General features: G+C 45.4%; 15 protein-coding genes. 11 read left to right on the forward strand and 4 right to left on the reverse strand.

Going from position 1 to position 18,956, the window contains the following annotated elements:
- Positions 1 to 389 precede the first annotated feature (389 nt).
- From KHS38_RS20795 to KHS38_RS20825, 7 genes are all read left to right on the forward strand, one after another.
- On the forward strand, positions 390 to 710 hold the full coding sequence (locus KHS38_RS20795) for a DUF6660 family protein (RefSeq protein WP_213490612.1): 321 nt from the start codon (positions 390 to 392) through the stop codon (positions 708 to 710).
- Between the two features lie 90 nt (positions 711 to 800).
- Positions 801 to 5,192: a CusA/CzcA family heavy metal efflux RND transporter gene (locus KHS38_RS20800; RefSeq protein WP_213490615.1), complete on the forward strand. Its 4,392-nt coding sequence runs from the start codon at positions 801 to 803 to the stop codon at positions 5,190 to 5,192.
- Between the two features lie 2 nt (positions 5,193 to 5,194).
- Entirely contained in the window at positions 5,195 to 6,430 is a 1,236-nt protein-coding gene (locus tag KHS38_RS20805; protein WP_213490617.1) for an efflux RND transporter periplasmic adaptor subunit, read from the forward strand.
- 17 nt (positions 6,431 to 6,447) lie between these two features.
- Positions 6,448 to 7,776: an RIP metalloprotease RseP gene (gene rseP / locus KHS38_RS20810; protein ID WP_213490619.1), complete on the forward strand. Its 1,329-nt coding sequence runs from the start codon at positions 6,448 to 6,450 to the stop codon at positions 7,774 to 7,776.
- Between the two features lie 50 nt (positions 7,777 to 7,826).
- On the forward strand, positions 7,827 to 9,827 hold the full coding sequence (locus tag KHS38_RS20815) for a heavy metal translocating P-type ATPase (protein ID WP_213490621.1): 2,001 nt from the start codon (positions 7,827 to 7,829) through the stop codon (positions 9,825 to 9,827).
- A gap of 119 nt (positions 9,828 to 9,946) precedes the next feature.
- On the forward strand, positions 9,947 to 10,135 hold the full coding sequence (locus tag KHS38_RS22555; RefSeq protein WP_213490623.1) for a YnfA family protein: 189 nt from the start codon (positions 9,947 to 9,949) through the stop codon (positions 10,133 to 10,135).
- Between the two features lie 327 nt (positions 10,136 to 10,462).
- The gene (locus KHS38_RS20825; RefSeq protein ID WP_213490625.1) at positions 10,463 to 10,795 is read left to right on the forward strand and encodes an alpha/beta hydrolase; all 333 of its coding nucleotides are present in this window, start codon (positions 10,463 to 10,465) and stop codon (positions 10,793 to 10,795) included.
- Positions 10,796 to 10,944: 149 nt separating this feature from the next.
- Here the strand turns inward: KHS38_RS20825 and KHS38_RS20830 are convergent, their stop codons facing one another.
- Positions 10,945 to 11,124: a hypothetical protein gene (locus KHS38_RS20830; RefSeq protein WP_213490627.1), complete on the reverse strand. Its 180-nt coding sequence runs from the start codon at positions 11,122 to 11,124 to the stop codon at positions 10,945 to 10,947.
- On the opposite strand from KHS38_RS20830, the gene KHS38_RS20835 reads away from it, so the two are divergent.
- Both KHS38_RS20835 and KHS38_RS20840 read left to right on the forward strand, forming a co-directional pair.
- On the forward strand, positions 11,123 to 12,856 hold the full coding sequence (locus KHS38_RS20835; RefSeq protein WP_213490629.1) for a glycoside hydrolase family 97 protein: 1,734 nt from the start codon (positions 11,123 to 11,125) through the stop codon (positions 12,854 to 12,856). The genes KHS38_RS20830 and KHS38_RS20835 overlap by 2 nt on opposite strands.
- A 184-nt stretch (positions 12,857 to 13,040) precedes the next feature.
- Positions 13,041 to 14,090: an endonuclease/exonuclease/phosphatase family protein gene (locus tag KHS38_RS20840; protein WP_249665507.1), complete on the forward strand. Its 1,050-nt coding sequence runs from the start codon at positions 13,041 to 13,043 to the stop codon at positions 14,088 to 14,090.
- Positions 14,091 to 14,252: 162 nt separating this feature from the next.
- Here KHS38_RS20840 and KHS38_RS20845 read toward each other — a convergent pair whose 3' ends face one another.
- The 3 genes from KHS38_RS20845 to KHS38_RS20855 are packed head-to-tail and all read right to left on the reverse strand — an operon-like array spanning position 14,253 to position 16,322.
- A complete protein-coding gene (locus KHS38_RS20845) occupies positions 14,253 to 14,795 on the reverse strand; it encodes a carboxymuconolactone decarboxylase family protein (protein WP_213490631.1) in 543 nt (180 codons plus the stop codon).
- Positions 14,796 to 14,822: 27 nt separating this feature from the next.
- Entirely contained in the window at positions 14,823 to 15,401 is a 579-nt protein-coding gene (locus KHS38_RS20850) for a DUF417 family protein (RefSeq protein ID WP_213490633.1), read from the reverse strand.
- 60 nt (positions 15,402 to 15,461) lie between these two features.
- A complete protein-coding gene (locus tag KHS38_RS20855; protein ID WP_213490635.1) occupies positions 15,462 to 16,322 on the reverse strand; it encodes a helix-turn-helix domain-containing protein in 861 nt (286 codons plus the stop codon).
- Positions 16,323 to 16,585: 263 nt separating this feature from the next.
- Here KHS38_RS20855 and KHS38_RS20860 point away from each other — a divergent pair, with 263 nt between their 5' ends.
- Positions 16,586 to 17,833, forward strand: coding sequence for a YdcF family protein (locus KHS38_RS20860; RefSeq protein WP_213490637.1), 1,248 nt, complete (start codon positions 16,586 to 16,588; stop codon positions 17,831 to 17,833).
- A 20-nt stretch (positions 17,834 to 17,853) separates the two neighbouring features.
- Positions 17,854 to 18,729 carry a hypothetical protein gene (locus KHS38_RS20865; protein ID WP_213490639.1) on the forward strand — a complete coding sequence of 292 codons (876 nt, stop codon included), beginning with the start codon at positions 17,854 to 17,856 and terminating at the stop codon, positions 18,727 to 18,729.
- Positions 18,730 to 18,956: the final 227 nt, after the last annotated feature.

An 18,956-nucleotide genomic window follows, 5' to 3' on the forward strand; every position in this document is an offset into this window, starting at 1 on the left:
TTATACAACTAAAATTATCTTGTTTAAGAAGGACGCTGCGCATTTTTAAATCTTATTGCCATTCACATATAAGTGCCAAATAGATTACAAGTGTTTTGATGAGTTTTAGGGCAAGAGCATATTTAGTTAAATATAGTGAAAAGGTCGAACGCTGGTAGGCTTAACTAATTTTCTAAAATCAATTTAGATTGATAAATCCGAGCATTGCTATAGATTGCTATAGAAGGTATTAAGTATCGAAATGTTTCTTATATAGAGTGCAATATGTAAAGTATAGGTAACAACAGTTTACTGGATTACTACCAGCCTGTTGTTATCACTGCAAATCTCCCGTCATAAATAACACTAATTCTTGCTATAATCCGTTTTAATAATACTTTTGCTACCGAATGAAGTATCTGGCTCTCCTATTCAGCATATACATGATCATCCTGGCCGTGCTACCATGCCGGGACAGGGATGATTTTGCAGATATGGGCAAGTCTTATACCTCCATTCAAAAAAGCCATACCGCAGACGAAAAGGCCGGGCAGGAAAGCTGTCCGCCGTTTTGCACCTGTGCCTGCTGTTCAACCGTCAGAACGCTGACGCCACAGCTTTCTTTTATCACCATCTTTGTTCAGCCTGTTTCCCGAACTTATGCCCAAACACCCGTTCCGGCCATCAGGGAGCAGAGCATTTCGATCTGGCAACCGCCCCGGCTCGCTTAATACGTTATATCAATTTTTAATTCCTTGTCAGAGAGTTTAGCTAAAGCTATGCTCCTTGGAGGAAATGTTACGTATTAATCCGAGAAATTCATGTTTGATAAAATCATTGCATTCTCAATCAGCAATAAGCTGGTTGTGGGTGCATTCATCCTATTACTCGTGGCAGGCGGCATTTATTCGCTGATACGCCTGCCTATTGATGCCCAGCCCGATATTACAAATAACCAGGTTCAGATCATTACCCAGGCACCCACGTTGGGTGCACAGGAAGTGGAGCAGTATATCACCGCACCGATCGAGCTGGCCATAGCCAACGTGCCGAAAGTTATTGAAAAACGGTCCATATCCCGTTCCGGCCTTTCAGTAATTACTGTTGTGTTTGAGGATAACGCAGATATCTACTGGGCACGCCAGCAGATCAGCGAAGGCTTAAAAGAAGCCGAAGCACAAATACCTAAAGACACCGGCGAACCTTCCCTAGCACCCATCACCACCGGCTTGGGGGAAATCTACCAGTATGTGATCCACACCAAACCGGGCTATGAAAACAAATATTCGGCAACCGATTTGCGCACCATGCAGGACTGGATTGTGCGCAGGCAACTGGCCGGTACACCCGGCATTGCCGAGATCAGCGGCTGGGGTGGCTACGTGAAGCAATACGAAATTGCCATTGATAACGAAAGGCTGAACAGCCTGAACATCACCATCAGTGATATTTATACAGCACTGGAAAAAAATAATCAAAACACTGGAGGCTCCTATATCGAGCAGCGCAGCAACGCTTACTTCATTCGGGGGCTTGGTCAGGTTAAATCCCTCGATGATATTGAGCACATCGTGGTGAAAAACCGTGAAGGCGCACCGGTGGTAATCGGTGATATTGCAAAAGTGCAATTCGGTAGTGCCAACCGCTATGGGGCCGTAACCCGCAACGGGCAGGGTGAAGTGGTCGCTGGCGTTGTCCTGATGTTAAAAGGTGAAAACTTCAACGAGGTTAATAAGCGCGTTAAAGAGCGTATGGCAAAGGTGCAGCAGTCTCTGCCCGAAGGCGTGGTCATCGAACCATTTATTGACCGAACCGAGCTGGTGGGCAGAGCTATGGGAACTGTCGAAAGAAACCTCATTGAAGGCGGCCTGATCGTCGTATTTGTGCTGGTACTGCTGTTGGGCAACTGGCGGGCCGGGCTGGTGGTGGCTTCGGTTATTCCGCTGGCTATGCTGTTCGCAATAACCCTGATGTACCTCTTTGGCGTATCGGGTAACCTCATGAGTTTGGGTGCTATCGACTTTGGCCTCATCGTAGACGGAGCCGTTATCATCGTGGAAGCAATTGTTCACCGGATCACTGAAACTAACAAGTTTCAGGATCGGGAAGCCATCAACCAAAAGGAAATGGACGGAGAGGTTTACGAGGCCGCCTCGCAGATTCGTCATAGTGCGGCCTTTGGCGAGATCATTATCCTGATCGTTTACCTGCCGCTGTTTGCGCTGGTTGGCATTGAGGGAAAGATGTTCCGCCCTATGGCGGAAACGGTTGCTTTCGCCATTCTGGGTGCTTTTATCCTGTCGCTCACTTACGTGCCGATGGCAAGCGCTTTGTTTTTAAGTAAAAAAACACACCATAAGCGTAATATCTCTGACCGCATTATTGACCGTATCCACCGTATCTATACACCAGTTTTGAACGCCGTACTCCGGGCAAAGAAAGTAACAGTTTTTCTTTCTGCTGTATTACTGGCCTCAGCGGTTTGGGCTTTTGCCAAAATGGGCGGTGAGTTTATACCCACCCTTGAAGAAGGCGACCTGACGGTTGAAATTGCGATGATGCAGGGCACTTCGCTTAGCCAGGTGGTGGAAACGTTCGGCAAGGCCGAGCGACTGCTGAAGCAAAAGTTTCCGGAGATAAAACAGGCAGTTACCCGAATTGGCAGCGCGGAGGTGCCCACTGACCCTATGCCGTTTGAGCGGGGCGATATGATGCTATCAATGAAGCCGAAAGACGAGTGGACGTCGGCCGGTGACCGGGCGGAAATGATGGAAAAAATCGAGCAGACGCTTAAAAACATTCCGGGCATCAACGTTGAAGTAACGCAGCCCATGCAGATGCGCTTTAATGAGCTCATGACCGGCATTCGTCAGGATGTTGCCATTAAGATCTTTGGCGATGACTTGGACGTCCTTTCCGCACAGGCTGACAAAACAGCCGGGCTGATCAGCAGTGTAAAAGGTGTCCGTGAACCCATTGTTGAAACAGTAAGCGGCTTGCCGCAGGTGGCTGTTACGTACGACCGGCACAAGATAGCGCAATACGGGCTGAACATACAAGACGTGAACACGGCGCTGAGTACGGCCTTTGCCGGCCGTGTGGCTGGGATGGCATTCGAGGGCGAAAAGCGCTTTGAGATCGTACTTCGCTTAAGCCGGGAACTTCGTGCAGATATCAGCAATATTGAAAACCTGTACATTCCACTACCCAGCGGCAGCAAGGTGCCACTGAGCCAGGTGGCAACCATTAAAATTGAAGATGCTCCGTCACAGATCAGCCGGGAGGATGGTAAGCGCAGAATTTATGTAGGCTTTAATGTCCGTGGCCGCGACGTGGAGAGTACGGTGAAAGAAATTCAGCTGTTGCTGAACCAGAAGCTGAAAATGCCGGCCGGATATTATACCACTTATGGCGGTCAGTTCCAGAACTTGCAGGAGGCCAAAGGCCGACTAGGGGTTGCCGTGCCTGTTGCCCTATTGCTCATCTTGATGCTGTTATTCTTTACGTTCCGCTCCATCAGGGAAACGCTGCTGATCTTTTCGGCAGTGCCGCTGTCTGCGGTAGGTGGCGTTGCTGCGCTGTACCTCAGGGATATGCCTTTCAGTATCAGTGCAGGCGTAGGCTTCATCGCTTTATTCGGCGTTGCCGTATTGAACGGCATTGTACTGATCGGCTACTTTAACCAGCTGGAAGCGGATGGTATCAACGATATTGTCGAACGTGTCAAAAAAGGCACCCAAGTAAGATTAAGACCGGTCATCATGACCGCTTCCGTTGCTTCTTTAGGCTTTTTGCCGATGGCGATATCGACAACCGCCGGTGCCGAGGTACAAAGGCCGCTGGCCACAGTGGTAATTGGCGGCCTGATATCAGCCACTTTACTTACTTTACTGGTACTGCCGGTATTGTATATCTTATTTTCTAAAAATCATCCACCCAAAGCCGGTTCGGCTATGTCAATACCTTTAAAATCATTCATCATTTTAATACTGCTAACAGGCGGTTTACTCACAGGCATTCCTGTTCACGCGCAACAGACTAAATCACTGACGCTGAAAGAGGCAGTGCAAACGGCCATAGTGAATAATCCCAACCTTAGGAGGTCGGCCCTTGAGGTAAGCCGGAATAAGGCATTGCAGGGTACCGCCTTTGATCCCGCCAAAACGGATTTTACACTGACCCAGGATCCTACGTCGGGCGGTAATATTGACAACAGTTTGGGCATCACGCAGACTTTTGCTTTTCCTACTGTTTACCATGCGCAAGGCAAAGTACTCAAAGCACAAACCGCACTGAGCGAAAAAGCCAGAGCCATTACCGAAAGCGAACTGGTGAAGCAAGTAACCCAGGCTTACTACCAGTTACGGTATGCACAAAATAAGCTGCAGCAGCTTAATAGCCAGGATAGTTTATACAAACGCTTTTATGAGCGGGCGGCACTTCGCTATAAAACCGGAGAGACCTCGTACCTCGAGCAGCTTTCAGCCGTGAACGCTTACCGGGAAATCGGTGTAATCAAGAAGCAGGCGGAAGCAGATGTACTGATCGCCAGGCAGGAATTGCAGCAACTCTTAGGCGTTAATACTCTGCCTGTCATTGAAACTAGCTCACTTGAAAAACTACTTTTTATCCCTAAAGACAGCGCTGCAGTTGGTCAGCATCCACAGTTAGGTTACTATCAGCAGCGCACGGCATTGGCAAACGCGCAGCTTAAAGCTGAAAAAAGCAGGTATCTGCCTGATCTGACTTTGGGCTATCGGCAGCAGTTACTGGTTGGGGCGTTTAATCCGGCCAACACCAACCGTAATTATTATCCGGGTACCCGTGTTGGCGGTGTAGAAGTAGGTGTTGCTGTTCCGCTGTTCTTCGGCGCGCAGAACAGCAGGGTTAAAGCAGCGCAGGCTGGCCAGCAGATTGCCCAGGCCGAGCATCAGAATGCAGCGCTGTTACTGCGTAAGCAATACAACCAGGGTTTGCAGGAACTGGCCAAGTACGACGAAGCGCTTCGCTATTATGAGGAAGCCGGACTCAAGCAGGCAGCGGAGCAAATCCGCATTGCCCAGTTTGCCTACAGCAAAGGCGAGATCGGGTATGTGGAGTTTATTCAAAACATGGCGCAGGCGATGAACATACGCCTGAATTACCTGGCTGCCTTGCGCAACTACAACCAAACCGTAATTGAACTTACTTACCTAACCACCGGAGGAAAATGAACATGACTTTACCGAATCTATATATCATCAAATCATGGCTGATGTTGCTTTTGGCAGCAGGCACGCTATTGGCTTCCTGTTCGCAGCAGCCTAAAACTGAAGAAAAAGAAGAAGCCCGAACTGAAAAGCCTAGGTTCGCAGCAGAAGGTGTTACACTCATACAAAGCCAACTGGATGCAGTAGGTATCCGTATGGGAAGCCTGGAAGAAAAAAACCTAAAGTCAGTGGTTAAGGCCAGCGGCCAGCTCGAAGTACCGCCACAAAATAAAGCTGAAGTAACCCTGCTGATGGGCGGTGTGGTGAACCAGGTTTTCGTACTGGAAGGCCAGCATGTATTCAAAGGACAAAAACTGGCCACTATCGAAAATAACCAGCTCATTCAGTTGCAGCAGGATTATATGTCGGCTCTTTCCAATTTGGCTTATGCCAGCAAAGAGTACGAGCGGCAACGCGAACTAAATGCCGCAAACGCCGGAACCGGCAAGATATACGAACAGTCACAAACGGCATTACGCAGTGAGCAGGCTAAGGTGTCGGCTTTGAGCCGCCAGCTCCGGCAGGTTGGCGTTAGTCCGCAAAGTGCGGCGCATGGCCGTTTCATTACCCAAATACCGGTATACGCCCCAATCAGCGGTACTATTGGCAAAATTGTGATTCAAACGGGTTCTTATGCCGAACCGGCAAGGCCGCTGATGAACATTATTGATAACTCCAAAGTGCATTGCGATTTAGTAGTTTATGAAAAGGATCTGTTCAAAGTGAAAGCAGGCCAGCAGGTGTACTTTACTCTCACCAATCAGAATAACCGGGAAATCACCGGTAAAATCTATGGGGTGAACCAGTCTTTTGAAAACGAAAGCAAAGCCATCATTGCCCACGCGGTGATTGAGCAGGCGGCAAAAAACAACTTAATTCAGGGTATGTATGTATCTGCCCTGATTGATGTCGGCCAGCAGTTAGCCACCGCAGTTCCAACGGAAGCCGTTGTTAAAATGGGTGGTAAAGAGTATATCTATTACCTGGCAAAAATGGGCACCGACAACCATACAAAGGCTGGGGAAGGTACATCAGGCAAATCTTATGTATTTAAAAAAGCCGAAGTGGTGACCGGAGTGACCGACCTGGGGTACACCGAAATCAAATTAGTGAAGGCTTTACCGGCAGATATCAAGATCGTCACGAAGGGAGCTTTTTACATTCTTTCGTCTGAAAATGCCACTGGTGACGAAGAAGAATAAATTCAAATGGTAGGAAGATGAAGATATTAGTGATGATAGGGCAGTTCATGGCCGGCATGTCACTGCTGGTGCTCGTGCACGAGTTCGGCCACTTTGTTGCCGCAAAGGCTTTTGGTATACGCGTAAGAAAGTTTTACCTGTTTTTTGATGCCTGGGGGCTAAGGCTGTTCCGGCTTAATTATAAAGGCACGGAATATGGCATAGGCTGGCTGCCGCTGGGCGGCTATGTAAAAATGGCGGGCATGCTTAGTAATCATGACGATGAAGAGCGCAATGAAGGCTCGTTTGCCCACCGTAGGTACCATAACAAACCGGTATGGCAACGAATTATCGTGATGCTGAGCGGTATCTTGATGAACCTCGTGCTAGCGGTTATCGTTTTTTCCGGTCTCACAGTCCGGTATGGCAAAGGGTATATGGCTTCATTGGGACAGGAATACCGTCTTGACCCCGGCAAACTGGGTAAGCTGGCGGGTCTCGAGGCAGGCGACCGTCTGGTAGCCGTTGACGATGAGCCGCTGGTGGATGAAGAAGAACTCACGAGCAGCCGACTGATACGTGGAAAGACCGTACTTTCCGTAGTCCGGTCAAAAGGTAAGGAACGGGTACACCTGCATATTGCCATACCCCCGCAGGTCATGCAGACCATTGCCGATGAAGGGATGACCGATTTCTTTTCAGTCAATGCGGACTACAAGGCCGATTCCGTCTTGAGTAACCTCAATCTATATGGTACCAAAGAGTTCAAGCATACCGGGATATTTACTATGAGCGGCGATTCTATTCATTCTTATGAGGAATTTCTGATTAAGCTCCAGGAAAACAAGGCGCGGGAACTTTTTGTCACTGTTATTCATGATGGGCAGGTCATGCAGCTGAAAGCGCACCGTGACAAAGACGGGCATATCGGCTTTAGTTTGCGCAGCAAGAAGCCAGCTTACCAGCCTCAGCCGGTTAGTGTAGGAGCTTCCATTGCTACCGGTACCACGCGCACCTTAAACGCCATATCGGATAACGCAAAAGGGTTCGGACAGATGCTCTCGGGCGAGGTGAAAGTTAAGGAAGCTCTGAACGGACCCGTGAAGATTGCCACGATGTTTGGCGAGCACATGGAATGGAAACGGTTTTGGAGCCTGATTGCCCTGCTTTCCATCGGTATTGGCTTTATCAATATACTGCCGATACCTGCTCTGGATGGCGGGCAGGTGCTGCTGGTTTCCATCGAAGGTATACGGGGCAAGCCCATGAAACCGGAAACTTTGCAAATGCTGCAGGTTATCGGCTTTTTACTGATGATGGGAATTCTGGCTTTTGTCTTTTATAATGATATCCGAAGCCTAACTTAATGAAGCAGGAAACAAAAAACAATATGCAAACAACTACTTAAAACAAGATAATGGAAAACACAGATCATAAAGATATCGGGAAGAAACTTAACAACGAAGAGGTACACAAGGCCGATCAGCATGCAGCAGGTGAACATCGCCATGATCATGACGAGGAAGACGAAACGCTCAATCTGACGGAAGCCCCCGAGGAAGCAGAAAGCTGGCTCAGTCACTGGCCACTGCTCACCGCCTTACTGATATTGGTAATCATGCTGACACTGGAATATGGTTTTAAATACCAGCCGGATTTCCCGGTAAACCTGATTGTCTTTTTAATTGCTTTTGGCTTGTCTGGTTATAATGTATTGGGTATGGCCTGGCGCAAGGCGAAGCATTTTGATTTCTTTAACGAGTTTTTCCTCATGAGCGTAGCCACGATCGGTGCGTTCAGCATCGGTTCGTACAGCGAAGGTGTAGCCGTTATGGTATTCTACTCAATTGGTGAATGGTTCCAGGATGCAGCTGTCAACCGCGCGAAGAAAAGCATCAAGGCGCTGTTGGATATCCGGCCGGATAAGGTTACAGTAATACGCAACGGGCAGAGCAGTGAAGTGGATCCAAAGACGGTACAGCTGAACGAGATTATCCAGGTGAAAGCCGGTGAAAAGGTAGCGCTGGACGGCGAGCTTTATTCTAATGCCGCCAGTTTTAATACTGCAGCGCTGACTGGTGAGAGCAAACCTGACACTAAACGTAAAGGTGAAAAGGTACTTGCCGGGATGATTAACCTGGATAGAGTAAGCGAAGTACAGGTTAAAGCTTTATTCAAGGACAGTAAGCTGAGCCAGATACTTGAAATGGTGCAGGACGCTACTGCGCGCAAGTCTCAAACGCAGCTTTTTATCAGCCGCTTTGCTAAAATCTATACCCCTATTGTTTTTGCTTTAGCCCTGTTGGTTTGTTTTGCGCCATACTTTTTTGTAGACACCTATAACTTTCACCAGTGGTTTTACAGGGCGTTGGTATTTTTGGTGATTAGCTGCCCTTGTGCGTTAGTTGTATCTATTCCGCTGGGCTATTTTGGTGGCATCGGGCTGGCTTCGCGAAATGGCATACTGTTTAAAGGCTCTAACTTTCTGGACGTAATGACAAAAATCAACACCGTCATCATGGATAAAACAGGTACGCTGACTAAAGGCGTGTTTAAAGTGCAGCAGGTGAAGACTGTTAGTTTGAGCAGTGAGGAGCTGATGCAAATGGCCGCAGCCATCGAAGCAAGCTCCACGCACCCCATAGCCAAAGCCGTTGTAGAATATGCAGGTCATAAGCTGGAAGATTTAAAAGCGGAAAACGTAGAAGAAATATCCGGGCATGGTTTAAAAGGTACGATAAACGGTAAAACGGTGCTGGCCGGAAATGCTAAGCTTCTCAAAAAGTTTAGTATCGCCTATCCTGGTGAAGTAGATAATTTGGTAGACACGGTGGTTGTGCTGGCTGTGGACAATCAGTATGCGGGCTATATCACCATTGCGGACGAGATCAAGGAAGATGCGAAAGAAGCTATTGAGCGGATGCACAGCCTGAAACTACAAACGGTGATGCTGTCGGGCGATAAGCAGGCAGTGGTAGAAAAAGTGGCGAAATCCTTAGGCATTGATGAAGCTTATGGCGACCTGCTACCAGACGGTAAGGTGGCGAAAGTACAGGGTTTTAAAGATGCAGGCAGCCGCATTGCATTTGTGGGCGATGGTGTGAATGATGCACCGGTTGTAGCCCTAGCCGATGCCGGTATTGCCATGGGCGGCTTGGGCAGTGATGCCACGATTGAAACCGCAGATATCGTAATTCAAAATGACCAGCCATCTAAGATAACCACTGCTATACGAATAGGCAACATTACCAGTCGTGTCGTTTGGCAAAACATCACGATTGCCATGCTGGTGAAAGTGATTGTATTGGTTTTAGGCGCGGGAGGCGTAGCCAATCTTTGGGAAGCAGTAATTGCAGACGTTGGTGTAGCGTTACTTGCTATTTTGAATGCGGTGCGGATACAAAGAATAAAGTTGTAGTACATTTTCTAAATTCAGCGCACGGTATGTCTACTTAAATTAATTTTCTTTTAATGTTGCCGGTTTTTGTGAATACCGGGGCCGCTACCTGTTTCAGCAATTAAAAAGGGAAGCCACTTTTGTATGGAATTGTCGCTACCTTACAAACAGCAAGCTTAGTCAGAGTATACGCTGTATATCGTGGTGTTTTTATTATGCATGCCTTAGTATGGGCTCGGAAAGTGAACAGGGTCAAGCAGGATAGGTATGATATCATCGGCTCCGTTATTGCATTGTTAAGTGCTGAAATGATATATGATACGCAATAATCAGAAGAGAATAATAGTAATGAAAGTGTTGAATTGCTTTATTGTTCCCAACGTTGCTATCAAAACTAAACTTTGGGCATAAAATGTAATATAAAAGCGCCATTAATTTTTAGCTGAATTTTTCACCGTGTTTTGTTACCTTAATTTGACCGGTAAGTTGAGTTTGTAGTGCTGTTACAAACCGTAATAATAAAATATTTTCGTTACTCCAGGTACATGTTAAGCTTTTAGCTTGAAAAATAACCTTTACATACATACACACAAAATTTCAAGATTTGAAAGTCGTCAAGTAACAGTACTTTTGTATGCTTATCACTTATAACATTCATGAAATACTATTTACTTGCTCCTAATCAGAAAAACTTTGCAAGATACTTCTGCTGTTTAATCGTTCTTTTCGGCGCTTCTTTCTGCGCCTATGCGCAAAAAGACAACCCATTTAGGACGGGTTTCGAGGAAACAATTCCTTCAAAGATACTGGGGCAGCCTCGTAAAATTTGGGTCCATATCCCTAATAGCAACGGAGGTGATAAAACGAAGGACAGAGGAAATTATCCTGTCGTTTATGTGCTGGATGGAAGTGAGAACTTCAACACGGTGGTAAGTATTACCGAACACATGGAAGAGTCAAGCCTCTGCCCGCCAATGATCCTATTATAAAGTAAATCATAGTACTTTGGGCATTAAGAAGCGGTGTGTGGGTCTAAGAGCTCATATCACCGGCCGTGCTAAGCAATGAACAAATTTTTGCTAAAACAATTTATTCCTTCTATATTCCATCCTATTGTAACAGTTTGGCTGCGCTATAATTATGCAATTGCCGGAGCAGAACCATTTAATTTAAAATCACCAAGCACGATGACCCCAGCACTATTATTACGTTCCTTGCTTCTTATTGTCTTTATCTTGGGCAATAGTGGCCTTAAGGCACAAGTAAATAGTTTTACTATTAAAAGTCCGGACCAAAAAGTTGCTGCAACAATTTTCATGAGTAAAGGGGTGCTGCAATACAAAGTATTGAATAAAGGGCAAACTGTAATTGAACCCTCACGTATGGGCTTGCTGGTTGATAGTGTTGAATACGGACGCAGCGGGGCATTGTTTCCTTCCAAAATCACAAATATTCAAAAGCGCTTTGCCTGGCGCGGCGTGCATAATGTAGCAAGTTACCATGCAACATCAGCAACTGTTAAAGTTGGTGGTAAATATGCTGGCAACGACTGGACGATAGATGTTCAGGTATTCGATGAAGGGGTGGCTTTCCGGTATATTATCCCTCATCGCGGTACCGCTACAGTTACACGCGAGCTTACGTCGTTCACAGTTCCCGGTCAGTCGGAGGCATGGTGGCAGGGCGACATTCAAAACTATGAAGGTGAATACACTAAGAGTAAGCCATCAGCAATAAAAAAAGGTCAGCCTGTAGGGCTACCCTTTACTTTGGTTCTGCCACAAAAGCAAGGTTATGCTGCCATTGCAGAAGCTGATGTAAACAATTATGCCGGGATGCACCTGCAGGCTACCGGGAGTAATACATTTCAAACAACCCTCGATGGCGACGTTACGTTAACAGGCAATATGAAAACGCCGTGGCGCATAATCAGCATCGGGCAGGACTTGAATGCCTTAGTGAATAATGATATGATTGCCGCCCTTTCGCCAAAGCCCGACCCGGCCTTATTTCCTAAGGGCTTTGATACGGAATGGATAAAACCGGGCAAAAGTGTATGGTCATGGATGACGGCTAACCGGGCGGTAACCCCGGAGAATATGCGTAAGTTTTCAGATATGGCAGCCCGGTGCGATATTCCGTATAATTTGGTAGACGATGGTTGGGGAAAATGGCGGGAGCCGGGCAAGGATGAATGGCAGATATTGAAAGAACTGGTTGATTACTCGGCTGCAAAAAATGTAAAGATATGGGTTTGGGCTGCTTACCCCGATAACAACGGCATACGGGGGTTAAAAGATTCTGTTTATCTGCTCAGCTTTTTTAAGAAATGCCGGGAAACAGGCGTAGCTGGTGTAAAAATAGATTTTATGAGTAGCGAATCGCAAAGTATGGTGGAATTTTACAACCGGGCTAGCCGTGAGGCAGCCCTGCAGCAACTCATGATCGATTTTCATGGTGCCAGTAAACCATCCGGGCAAAGCCGTACCTGGCCCAACGAATTATCGAGAGAGGCTGTACGTGGATTGGAATACAGCGATGACACTGACTGGCCTACTCATAATACTATAATTCCGTTTACCCGTTACCTGGCTGGGCATGGCGATTATACACCGCTCAGTACGGCTAAGTTTGTATCGTCTACTACACTTGCTCATCAGGTTGCTACTATGATAACCTTTACTTCGCCTTTTTTATGTTTAGGAGTAGACCCAGGCGATCTTTTAAAGAGCGAGGCTTTACCCTTTGTACGCACTATACCAAGCGTTTGGGATAAAACGGTTGTGTTGCCGCCAAGTGCCATAGGCGAAGTATGCGTTATGGCCAGGCGCAGTGGTACCAAATGGTTTTTAGCTGTGTTAAATAATAAGCAAGCTAAAAAGATATCTGTTCCACTGTCATTTTTGGGAACAAAAAGCTTTAGCTGTCAGCCTCTGGGCGATAAAGTTATCACAAGCCGTATAAGCGGCAAAGCAATTAGCGGTAAAAGCAATATAGCTATAGCATTAAACTCTGGTGACGGGTTTGTGGCTGTCTTTGAGCGCAGGTAAGGTAAATGGTGTTTGGCGTAAATCTCAATGAGTGGCCACCTTAGCTTATCAACATAAAGGCATTGAGCTGTTGCTTTCTTTTTATAGTGAAATTAAAGGCTTAAATATTTGATAGGCACATGTTGGGTATAATGTTGATATTAGCGGTTGCTTTGTTAATATAAACAACCTGTAATTGATCGTTTTGAATTTTATCCGATATACCAGCCTGTTCATTATGCTGGCGAGCCTTATTCCTCTTATCCGTAACGATTATTGGATATTCAGAGTTTTTGAATACCCCCGGTTACAAAAGCTGCTCCTGAATATCGTGCTCATTATTGTAATGGTATGCACCGTTAACTTTCCGTACACGCTATTTGATAGCGCTGTTATGTTAGGGCTGGGCATCAACTTAATTTACCTCTGCTACCTGGTAATGCCGTTCACTTTTTTGGGAAAAAAACAATTGACCGCCAGTACTAAACCCGCAGGGAATAATAATATAACGGTACTTATTGCTAATGTATATCAGTATAACAAGCGTGCTGATAAGTATCGTAAGCTTATTTCAAAATGTGATCCTGATGTTATTCTGATGGTAGAAACAGATCGTTGGTGGGAAAAACAAATGTCTTCTATCGAAGCAAACTATCCGTACCAGATCAAAATGCCCTTAGATAACACTTATGGCATGTTGCTTTACTCTCGCTTGGAACTGGTAAACGGAGCCGTCAACTTTTTAGTTGAGGATGATATACCTTCTATTGAAACGAATGTAAAACTTAAATCAGGACAATTGGTGAAACTGTACTGCCTGCATCCTAAGCCACCTGTACCGCAAGAAAATCCGAGGTCGACCGAGCGGGATAAGGAAATATTGCTGGTAGCCGAAAAAGCGAAGAACTCCGATTTGCCTGTATTGGTAATGGGTGATTTGAACGATGTGGCCTGGAGTTACACTACCGAGCTGTTTTGCAAGATTAGCAGCTTGCTTGATCCAAGACGTGGCCGGGGCTTTTATAACAGCTTTAACGCAAAGTACTTCTTCCTGAGATTTCCCCTGGATCATATCTTCTGTTCTTCGGATTTTAGTCTGACCACCATCAACCGGATGGACCACTGTGATTCAGATCACTTCCCTATGTGTGTAAACTTACAGTATGATCCTTCTGCCCGTCCCAAAAACGAGGAACTCGATGTTACTGTGGAGGATAAGGAATTGGCACGGGAAAAGATTAATGCAGAGGTTTAAACAGGCAAGCGTTCTTAAATATCCGGATGAAGAACTGCCAAAGCATTGTTTGAATCCGAAACGTGTTAAGCTACTAAAAAGCCATTATCCTCACTTCTATTAAAAAGCAAAGGTTGTCTTTTCATAAGCAAAAAGACAACCTTGCCCACGATCTTACTGTATTTAATTTAACGGTTCGGCTGCTGGGAAATCGATAGGGACTTCGGTAGCGGCATATACATAGTTGGTAAATATTCTGACAGTAATAAGGCCTATCAGTTCCATCAAAGCGTCTTCATGGTAACCGGCTTCAAAAAAACGGTTCAAAATAGATTTATCAGCTTTACCTTTGTTTTGGGTAATGGATTGAGCCAGCAATATAATAGGGCTAAGCCTGGCATCGCTAACCTCCCCTTTTCTGATGGCAATGGTATCTTCTTTGGTAAAGCCTTTCATTTGTGCCAGTGCGGTGTGGGCGGCTAAACAGTAATCACATAAGTTTACCTGTGATACAATTAAGTTAACGGCTTCTCTTTCTCTGGCAGAAAACGTACTGCCGGTGGTTAAAGTACCTTCAAACTCAAGCATGCCTTTTAAAGCGTGTGCGGAATATCCGATGGTGGCATATAGGTTAGGCACTTTGCCCATGCGTTTTTGAATCTGATCAAAAATAGCCTGTGATTCGGTACTAACCTGCTCTTTGGCAGGTACTGTGATAGTTTTCATGATGATATGATTTGAAAATTTATTGAATTACTGTTGATTGATGTTAGTGTGACGGCTTAGGTAAAGGCGGGCAGATTCGCTCATGGTAATAATAGCGCCACCCAGTATTACGATGTCTTTAATAACCAGCCGGCCGCGTGCAGATAAGTAAGGAAATCCCCATTGATGGTCGGTTAAATGCGGCACCCAGCTTTCGGGCGTGGTTACCAGGAATGACAGCGTGCCCAAAGTTATGATGAAGATCATGATACTGCCTATCATGCTGGGCAGTGGCGCTACCTTGTGCAGGGCAACCAGGATAGCCATGGCAATCAGTATTACGCCCAGTCCTTTTGAAAAGCCGTAAGTGTTATTTCGAATATGCCATTCATGGTTAGCCGGAATCAGTTCTCCTTCTTTGTTGATATGCTGCTTGTATTCGGCAGGATGCTCATAAAAGAAAGACATGAATGGGCTATTGGCTACAAAGGGAACAATGCCATCAGCTTCATAAGTAAAGAATTTAAGGCCGCCGATCCATAAGAATACCACAACAATACCAAAACGTACTGCTTTTTTACCCAGTTGGTCCAGGCTGGCTATAGTGGTTAGGATTGAATTTTCCATGCTGTTGTTTTTTTATCAAAACTACAGCATGGGGTTACGCCCCAACATGGACAAAAAAGGCTATTCCTTGTACAAATCCGCTACGATGGAAATGCCTGTTTTATCGCGAAAAGCCTGAGGTGATACTTTGGTAATCTTTTTGAAAAAGCGGCTGAAATAGAATTCGTCCTGAAACTGCAGATTGTAGGCAATCTCCTTAATGCTTTGCCGAGTTAAATGCAGTTGTTTTTTGGCTTCCAGGATGATGCGCTCCTGAATAAGCTGGGTTGGGTTCTTTTTAAAATACTTATTACAGCGCCTGGTCAGGTTATCGGCCGACATGGCCAGCAACCCGGCATAATCAGATGGTTTGTGCAACGTAAGGTAAAGCTCATCCAATAATTGCCTGAAGCGCTCCATCTGTTCGTCTTTTTGAGGCCGGTCCGTGTGTTCATCAATGGCCTTTAGCTTGATACTGCTCGATTTAGCCAGGAAAAGTTGCAGGTAAGAGCGTAAAACAATTTCTGAGGGTACATCCTGATCGGCTTCTTCGGCAATATCATTTAAAATAGCTGCAAACCTGCTTGCTTCTTTATCTGTAAGATGTACTACCGGGTCTATATAAATATTGTTAAACAACAACCCGTTGCAGGCTACTTCTTTGCGATGATATTCTATACAATAAAAATCGCCATGAAACTGCAGCATGGTGCATTTGAGCGTTTGGCAATCTTCCATATACAGCACCTGTAGCGGGGTAGCAAATAACAGTACGGGGCCGGTAAAAGCAAACGTGCCAAAGTCGGCATGGAAAGTGCCCGACCCTTCCGGGATGAAAAATATAGCGTATTCGGCGTATTGTGCAGGTATGCACAGTACGTCTTCGTGCATGGCTTTGATACCTAAAAGATACTCGCCGGATGAAGAATAAATAGTTTTCAAGTGTACAATCAGAAAGGCTACGAGTTGCTGTTCATTAGAATGCTAATATAACAACTGTACCTTGCTGAGCAATGAAATAAGCGGCCTTGAGTAATTAAAGATAAATATTATCGCTGTGTTGTGTAAGTTATAATCTATACAATGTTCGGTTTAAATAGACAAAATCTATGGCAGGTTGTGCGGTCAATTAATAAGGCATTGTAATGCCTTATTAATATGTATTTAACATTAAAGTGTGTTTTTTGCAGCTATTTATATTCTGTATGAAAAAAAGTGTATTACTACTCCTGCTGCTGTGCTTCAGTGCTTATACTTTGAAAGCACAAAATGCCAGCCCAACATATAAGCTTATTTCTGGCGGCGACTGGGTAAAAGCTAAAAACTATTACTTGCTTACCTTACTGGAGCAGGATCGGGCTGCGAATGCTTTACTTAAAAGCGACGCCGAGCTTAACAAATTGGCTCAGGCTAAAGCTAATGCCCTGCAAGCCTCACTTCGCAATTGCAAAGATGCTTTGTGCCTGCCGGCTCAAATTAAGTTTACCGACGATGAGATACATATAGTAAGTGCCCGGTTAAATGCGCTATGTAAGCCCGGTAGTACGCTTGATAAACTGGTTACAACCCAGCTTATACCATCGGGTGCTTATATAATATACAAAGCGACAACCTCGGCCGATCTGCTTGTGAAAGCGTGGGAGCAAGATGCCGCTGCCGTTAACCATACCATCAGTGTTTATGCAGAAGGCCTTAAGCCTAACTACCCGGCTATTGATTCTATTAGCTTTAACACCAAGGCCAGAGGGTACTATACCCTGATGTATGATTGCTCGGCCGAGGTAGCAGAAAGTACTAAGGGTACAACGCTGTTCTTTGAACCAGCTTTGCAGGCTGCTTTACTTTACCTGGAAGTAAATGAGCGTCGGGATGCTGCACAGTTTGAGCCAATGCTTACCACAGCTAATAAATTGGCGGCTGATCGTGTTAAACAAATCAAGTGGGCAAACTATCCTTACACACATATTCTGGTACCCGGCGCTGGTCCCGAAGATCGGGGTACGCCCCTGAGCGGTGAAGGTATGCTACGTTGCAAAGCGGCTGCAAGGCAGTACCGTTTGGGTGTTGCCCCTTTCGTCGTGGTATCAGGAGGTAATGTACATCCTTATAAAACTAAATACAACGAGGCTAAGGAAATGAGGGATTACATGATTGATGTTTTGCATATCCCCACAAATGCGGTGATGATTGAGCCTCATGCCCGGCATACTACAACCAACATCCGCAATGATGCCCGTATGGTATTTAGGTACGGCATGCCTTTTACCAAGCCCGGCCTGATTGTTACGGATAAATACCAGAACGATTTTATTACCAATATGGCTAACCGCTGTCAAAAAGAGCTTGGTTACATGCCTTACAAGTTGGGCAAGCGCTTATCTGAAACGGCATTGGAATTTTATCCCGCTATTGAATCGCTGCAAATCGATGCGGATGAGCCAATGGACCCTTAATGGAGCGTAAATTAAAATTTATGAAAAAGATGAGATTGCTGATACCGGTATTGCTGTTGAGCTTAACCGCTTTCCTAAATGGCTCGGTACAGATGTCAATTACGCGCGAATCAACGGTTGACTCATTGGGTGCTTGCCAGGGCATATCCTACCAAAAGGGCCGGGTGTTTCTGTATGGCGACCGAGAGGTAGGTATGATACGGGAATACAAAATGGAAAAGGATAGCCTGCTATATCTTCATAAAGAGTATAAGCTCACCCAAAACGGACAAGATGTGATTGGACACCCTACAGGAATAGCCTGGCATGGCACAGGACTGGTGTTTATGGGGAATTCAGTACGGCTTAATGCCGAAGGTACCCGTTGGAAAGCCATGATTTATTGTCTGGATTGGAATGGCCTGTTAAAAACCGGTACGCTTGACGGTAATTTGTTAAATACCATTGAAGACGATGCTTGCATACAAGGTATACGCCCCGAATATGTACAATACCAAAATAAATGGTATGTAGCCACAGCCGATTATGGTAATAATGGTAATGAGGTGAGGTTATATGATCCGCAGAAGCTGCGTACTTGCAAGCGTACCTCAGAGCCGGGGGTGATGTTTAAAAAGTTTAGGTGCTCGCCCTGGGTACAGAACTTGCATTGGGTTGCTGATAAAGGCATGCTTATGCTCATCCAAAACCAGATAGAGGGCCGCAAATGGCGATTCACTTATGTTGATCTGGCCAAATCCATCGAAAATGGCACAATGGTGTCGGTTAAAGAAATAAATGAGGATAGCCGGCCCGATGAATTGGAAGGGTTTGCCTTTTTAGGTAAAATGAACAAGGGGATAGCAGTTACATCTTCACACAAAAAGAATACTAACTATATAAGCGTCAATTGGTAAGCTCATATTGATTACAAGAGGGAAGGGTATAACATTACATGTTATACCCTTTTTTATTCATATAAAGTTAACCTTAAGTGTACAGTTTGATTAAGATAGCACCATTAGCTTTGTTGCCATTATAGCAAAGTGCCGTGTTGTTTGTTTGAATATGATTAAAACATGGTGCTATTTTTTATAAAAGTGTTATTAATCAAGCATGCTCATTAAGTTAAATACCCGCCTAT

Source organism: Mucilaginibacter sp. Bleaf8 (assembly GCF_018390515.1).
Classification (GTDB): domain Bacteria; phylum Bacteroidota; class Bacteroidia; order Sphingobacteriales; family Sphingobacteriaceae; genus Mucilaginibacter.

Excerpts from the sequence above, each read along its gene's own strand:
- KHS38_RS20795 (WP_213490612.1), top strand. The coding sequence starts at position 390 with ATGAAGTATCTGGCTCTCCTATTCAGCATATACATGATCATCCTGGCC.
- KHS38_RS20800 (WP_213490615.1), top strand. The coding sequence starts at position 801 with ATGTTTGATAAAATCATTGCATTCTCAATCAGCAATAAGCTGGTTGTG.
- KHS38_RS20805 (WP_213490617.1), top strand. The coding sequence starts at position 5,195 with ATGACTTTACCGAATCTATATATCATCAAATCATGGCTGATGTTGCTT.
- rseP (WP_213490619.1), top strand. The coding sequence starts at position 6,448 with ATGAAGATATTAGTGATGATAGGGCAGTTCATGGCCGGCATGTCACTG.
- KHS38_RS20815 (WP_213490621.1), top strand. The coding sequence starts at position 7,827 with ATGGAAAACACAGATCATAAAGATATCGGGAAGAAACTTAACAACGAA.
- KHS38_RS20825 (WP_213490625.1), top strand. The coding sequence starts at position 10,463 with ATGAAATACTATTTACTTGCTCCTAATCAGAAAAACTTTGCAAGATAC.
- KHS38_RS20835 (WP_213490629.1), top strand. The coding sequence starts at position 11,123 with ATGAGTAAAGGGGTGCTGCAATACAAAGTATTGAATAAAGGGCAAACT.
- KHS38_RS20830 (WP_213490627.1), bottom strand. The coding sequence starts at position 11,124 with ATGAAAATTGTTGCAGCAACTTTTTGGTCCGGACTTTTAATAGTAAAA.
- KHS38_RS20845 (WP_213490631.1), bottom strand. The coding sequence starts at position 14,795 with ATGAAAACTATCACAGTACCTGCCAAAGAGCAGGTTAGTACCGAATCA.
- KHS38_RS20850 (WP_213490633.1), bottom strand. The coding sequence starts at position 15,401 with ATGGAAAATTCAATCCTAACCACTATAGCCAGCCTGGACCAACTGGGT.
- KHS38_RS20860 (WP_213490637.1), top strand. The coding sequence starts at position 16,586 with ATGAAAAAAAGTGTATTACTACTCCTGCTGCTGTGCTTCAGTGCTTAT.
- KHS38_RS20865 (WP_213490639.1), top strand. The coding sequence starts at position 17,854 with ATGAAAAAGATGAGATTGCTGATACCGGTATTGCTGTTGAGCTTAACC.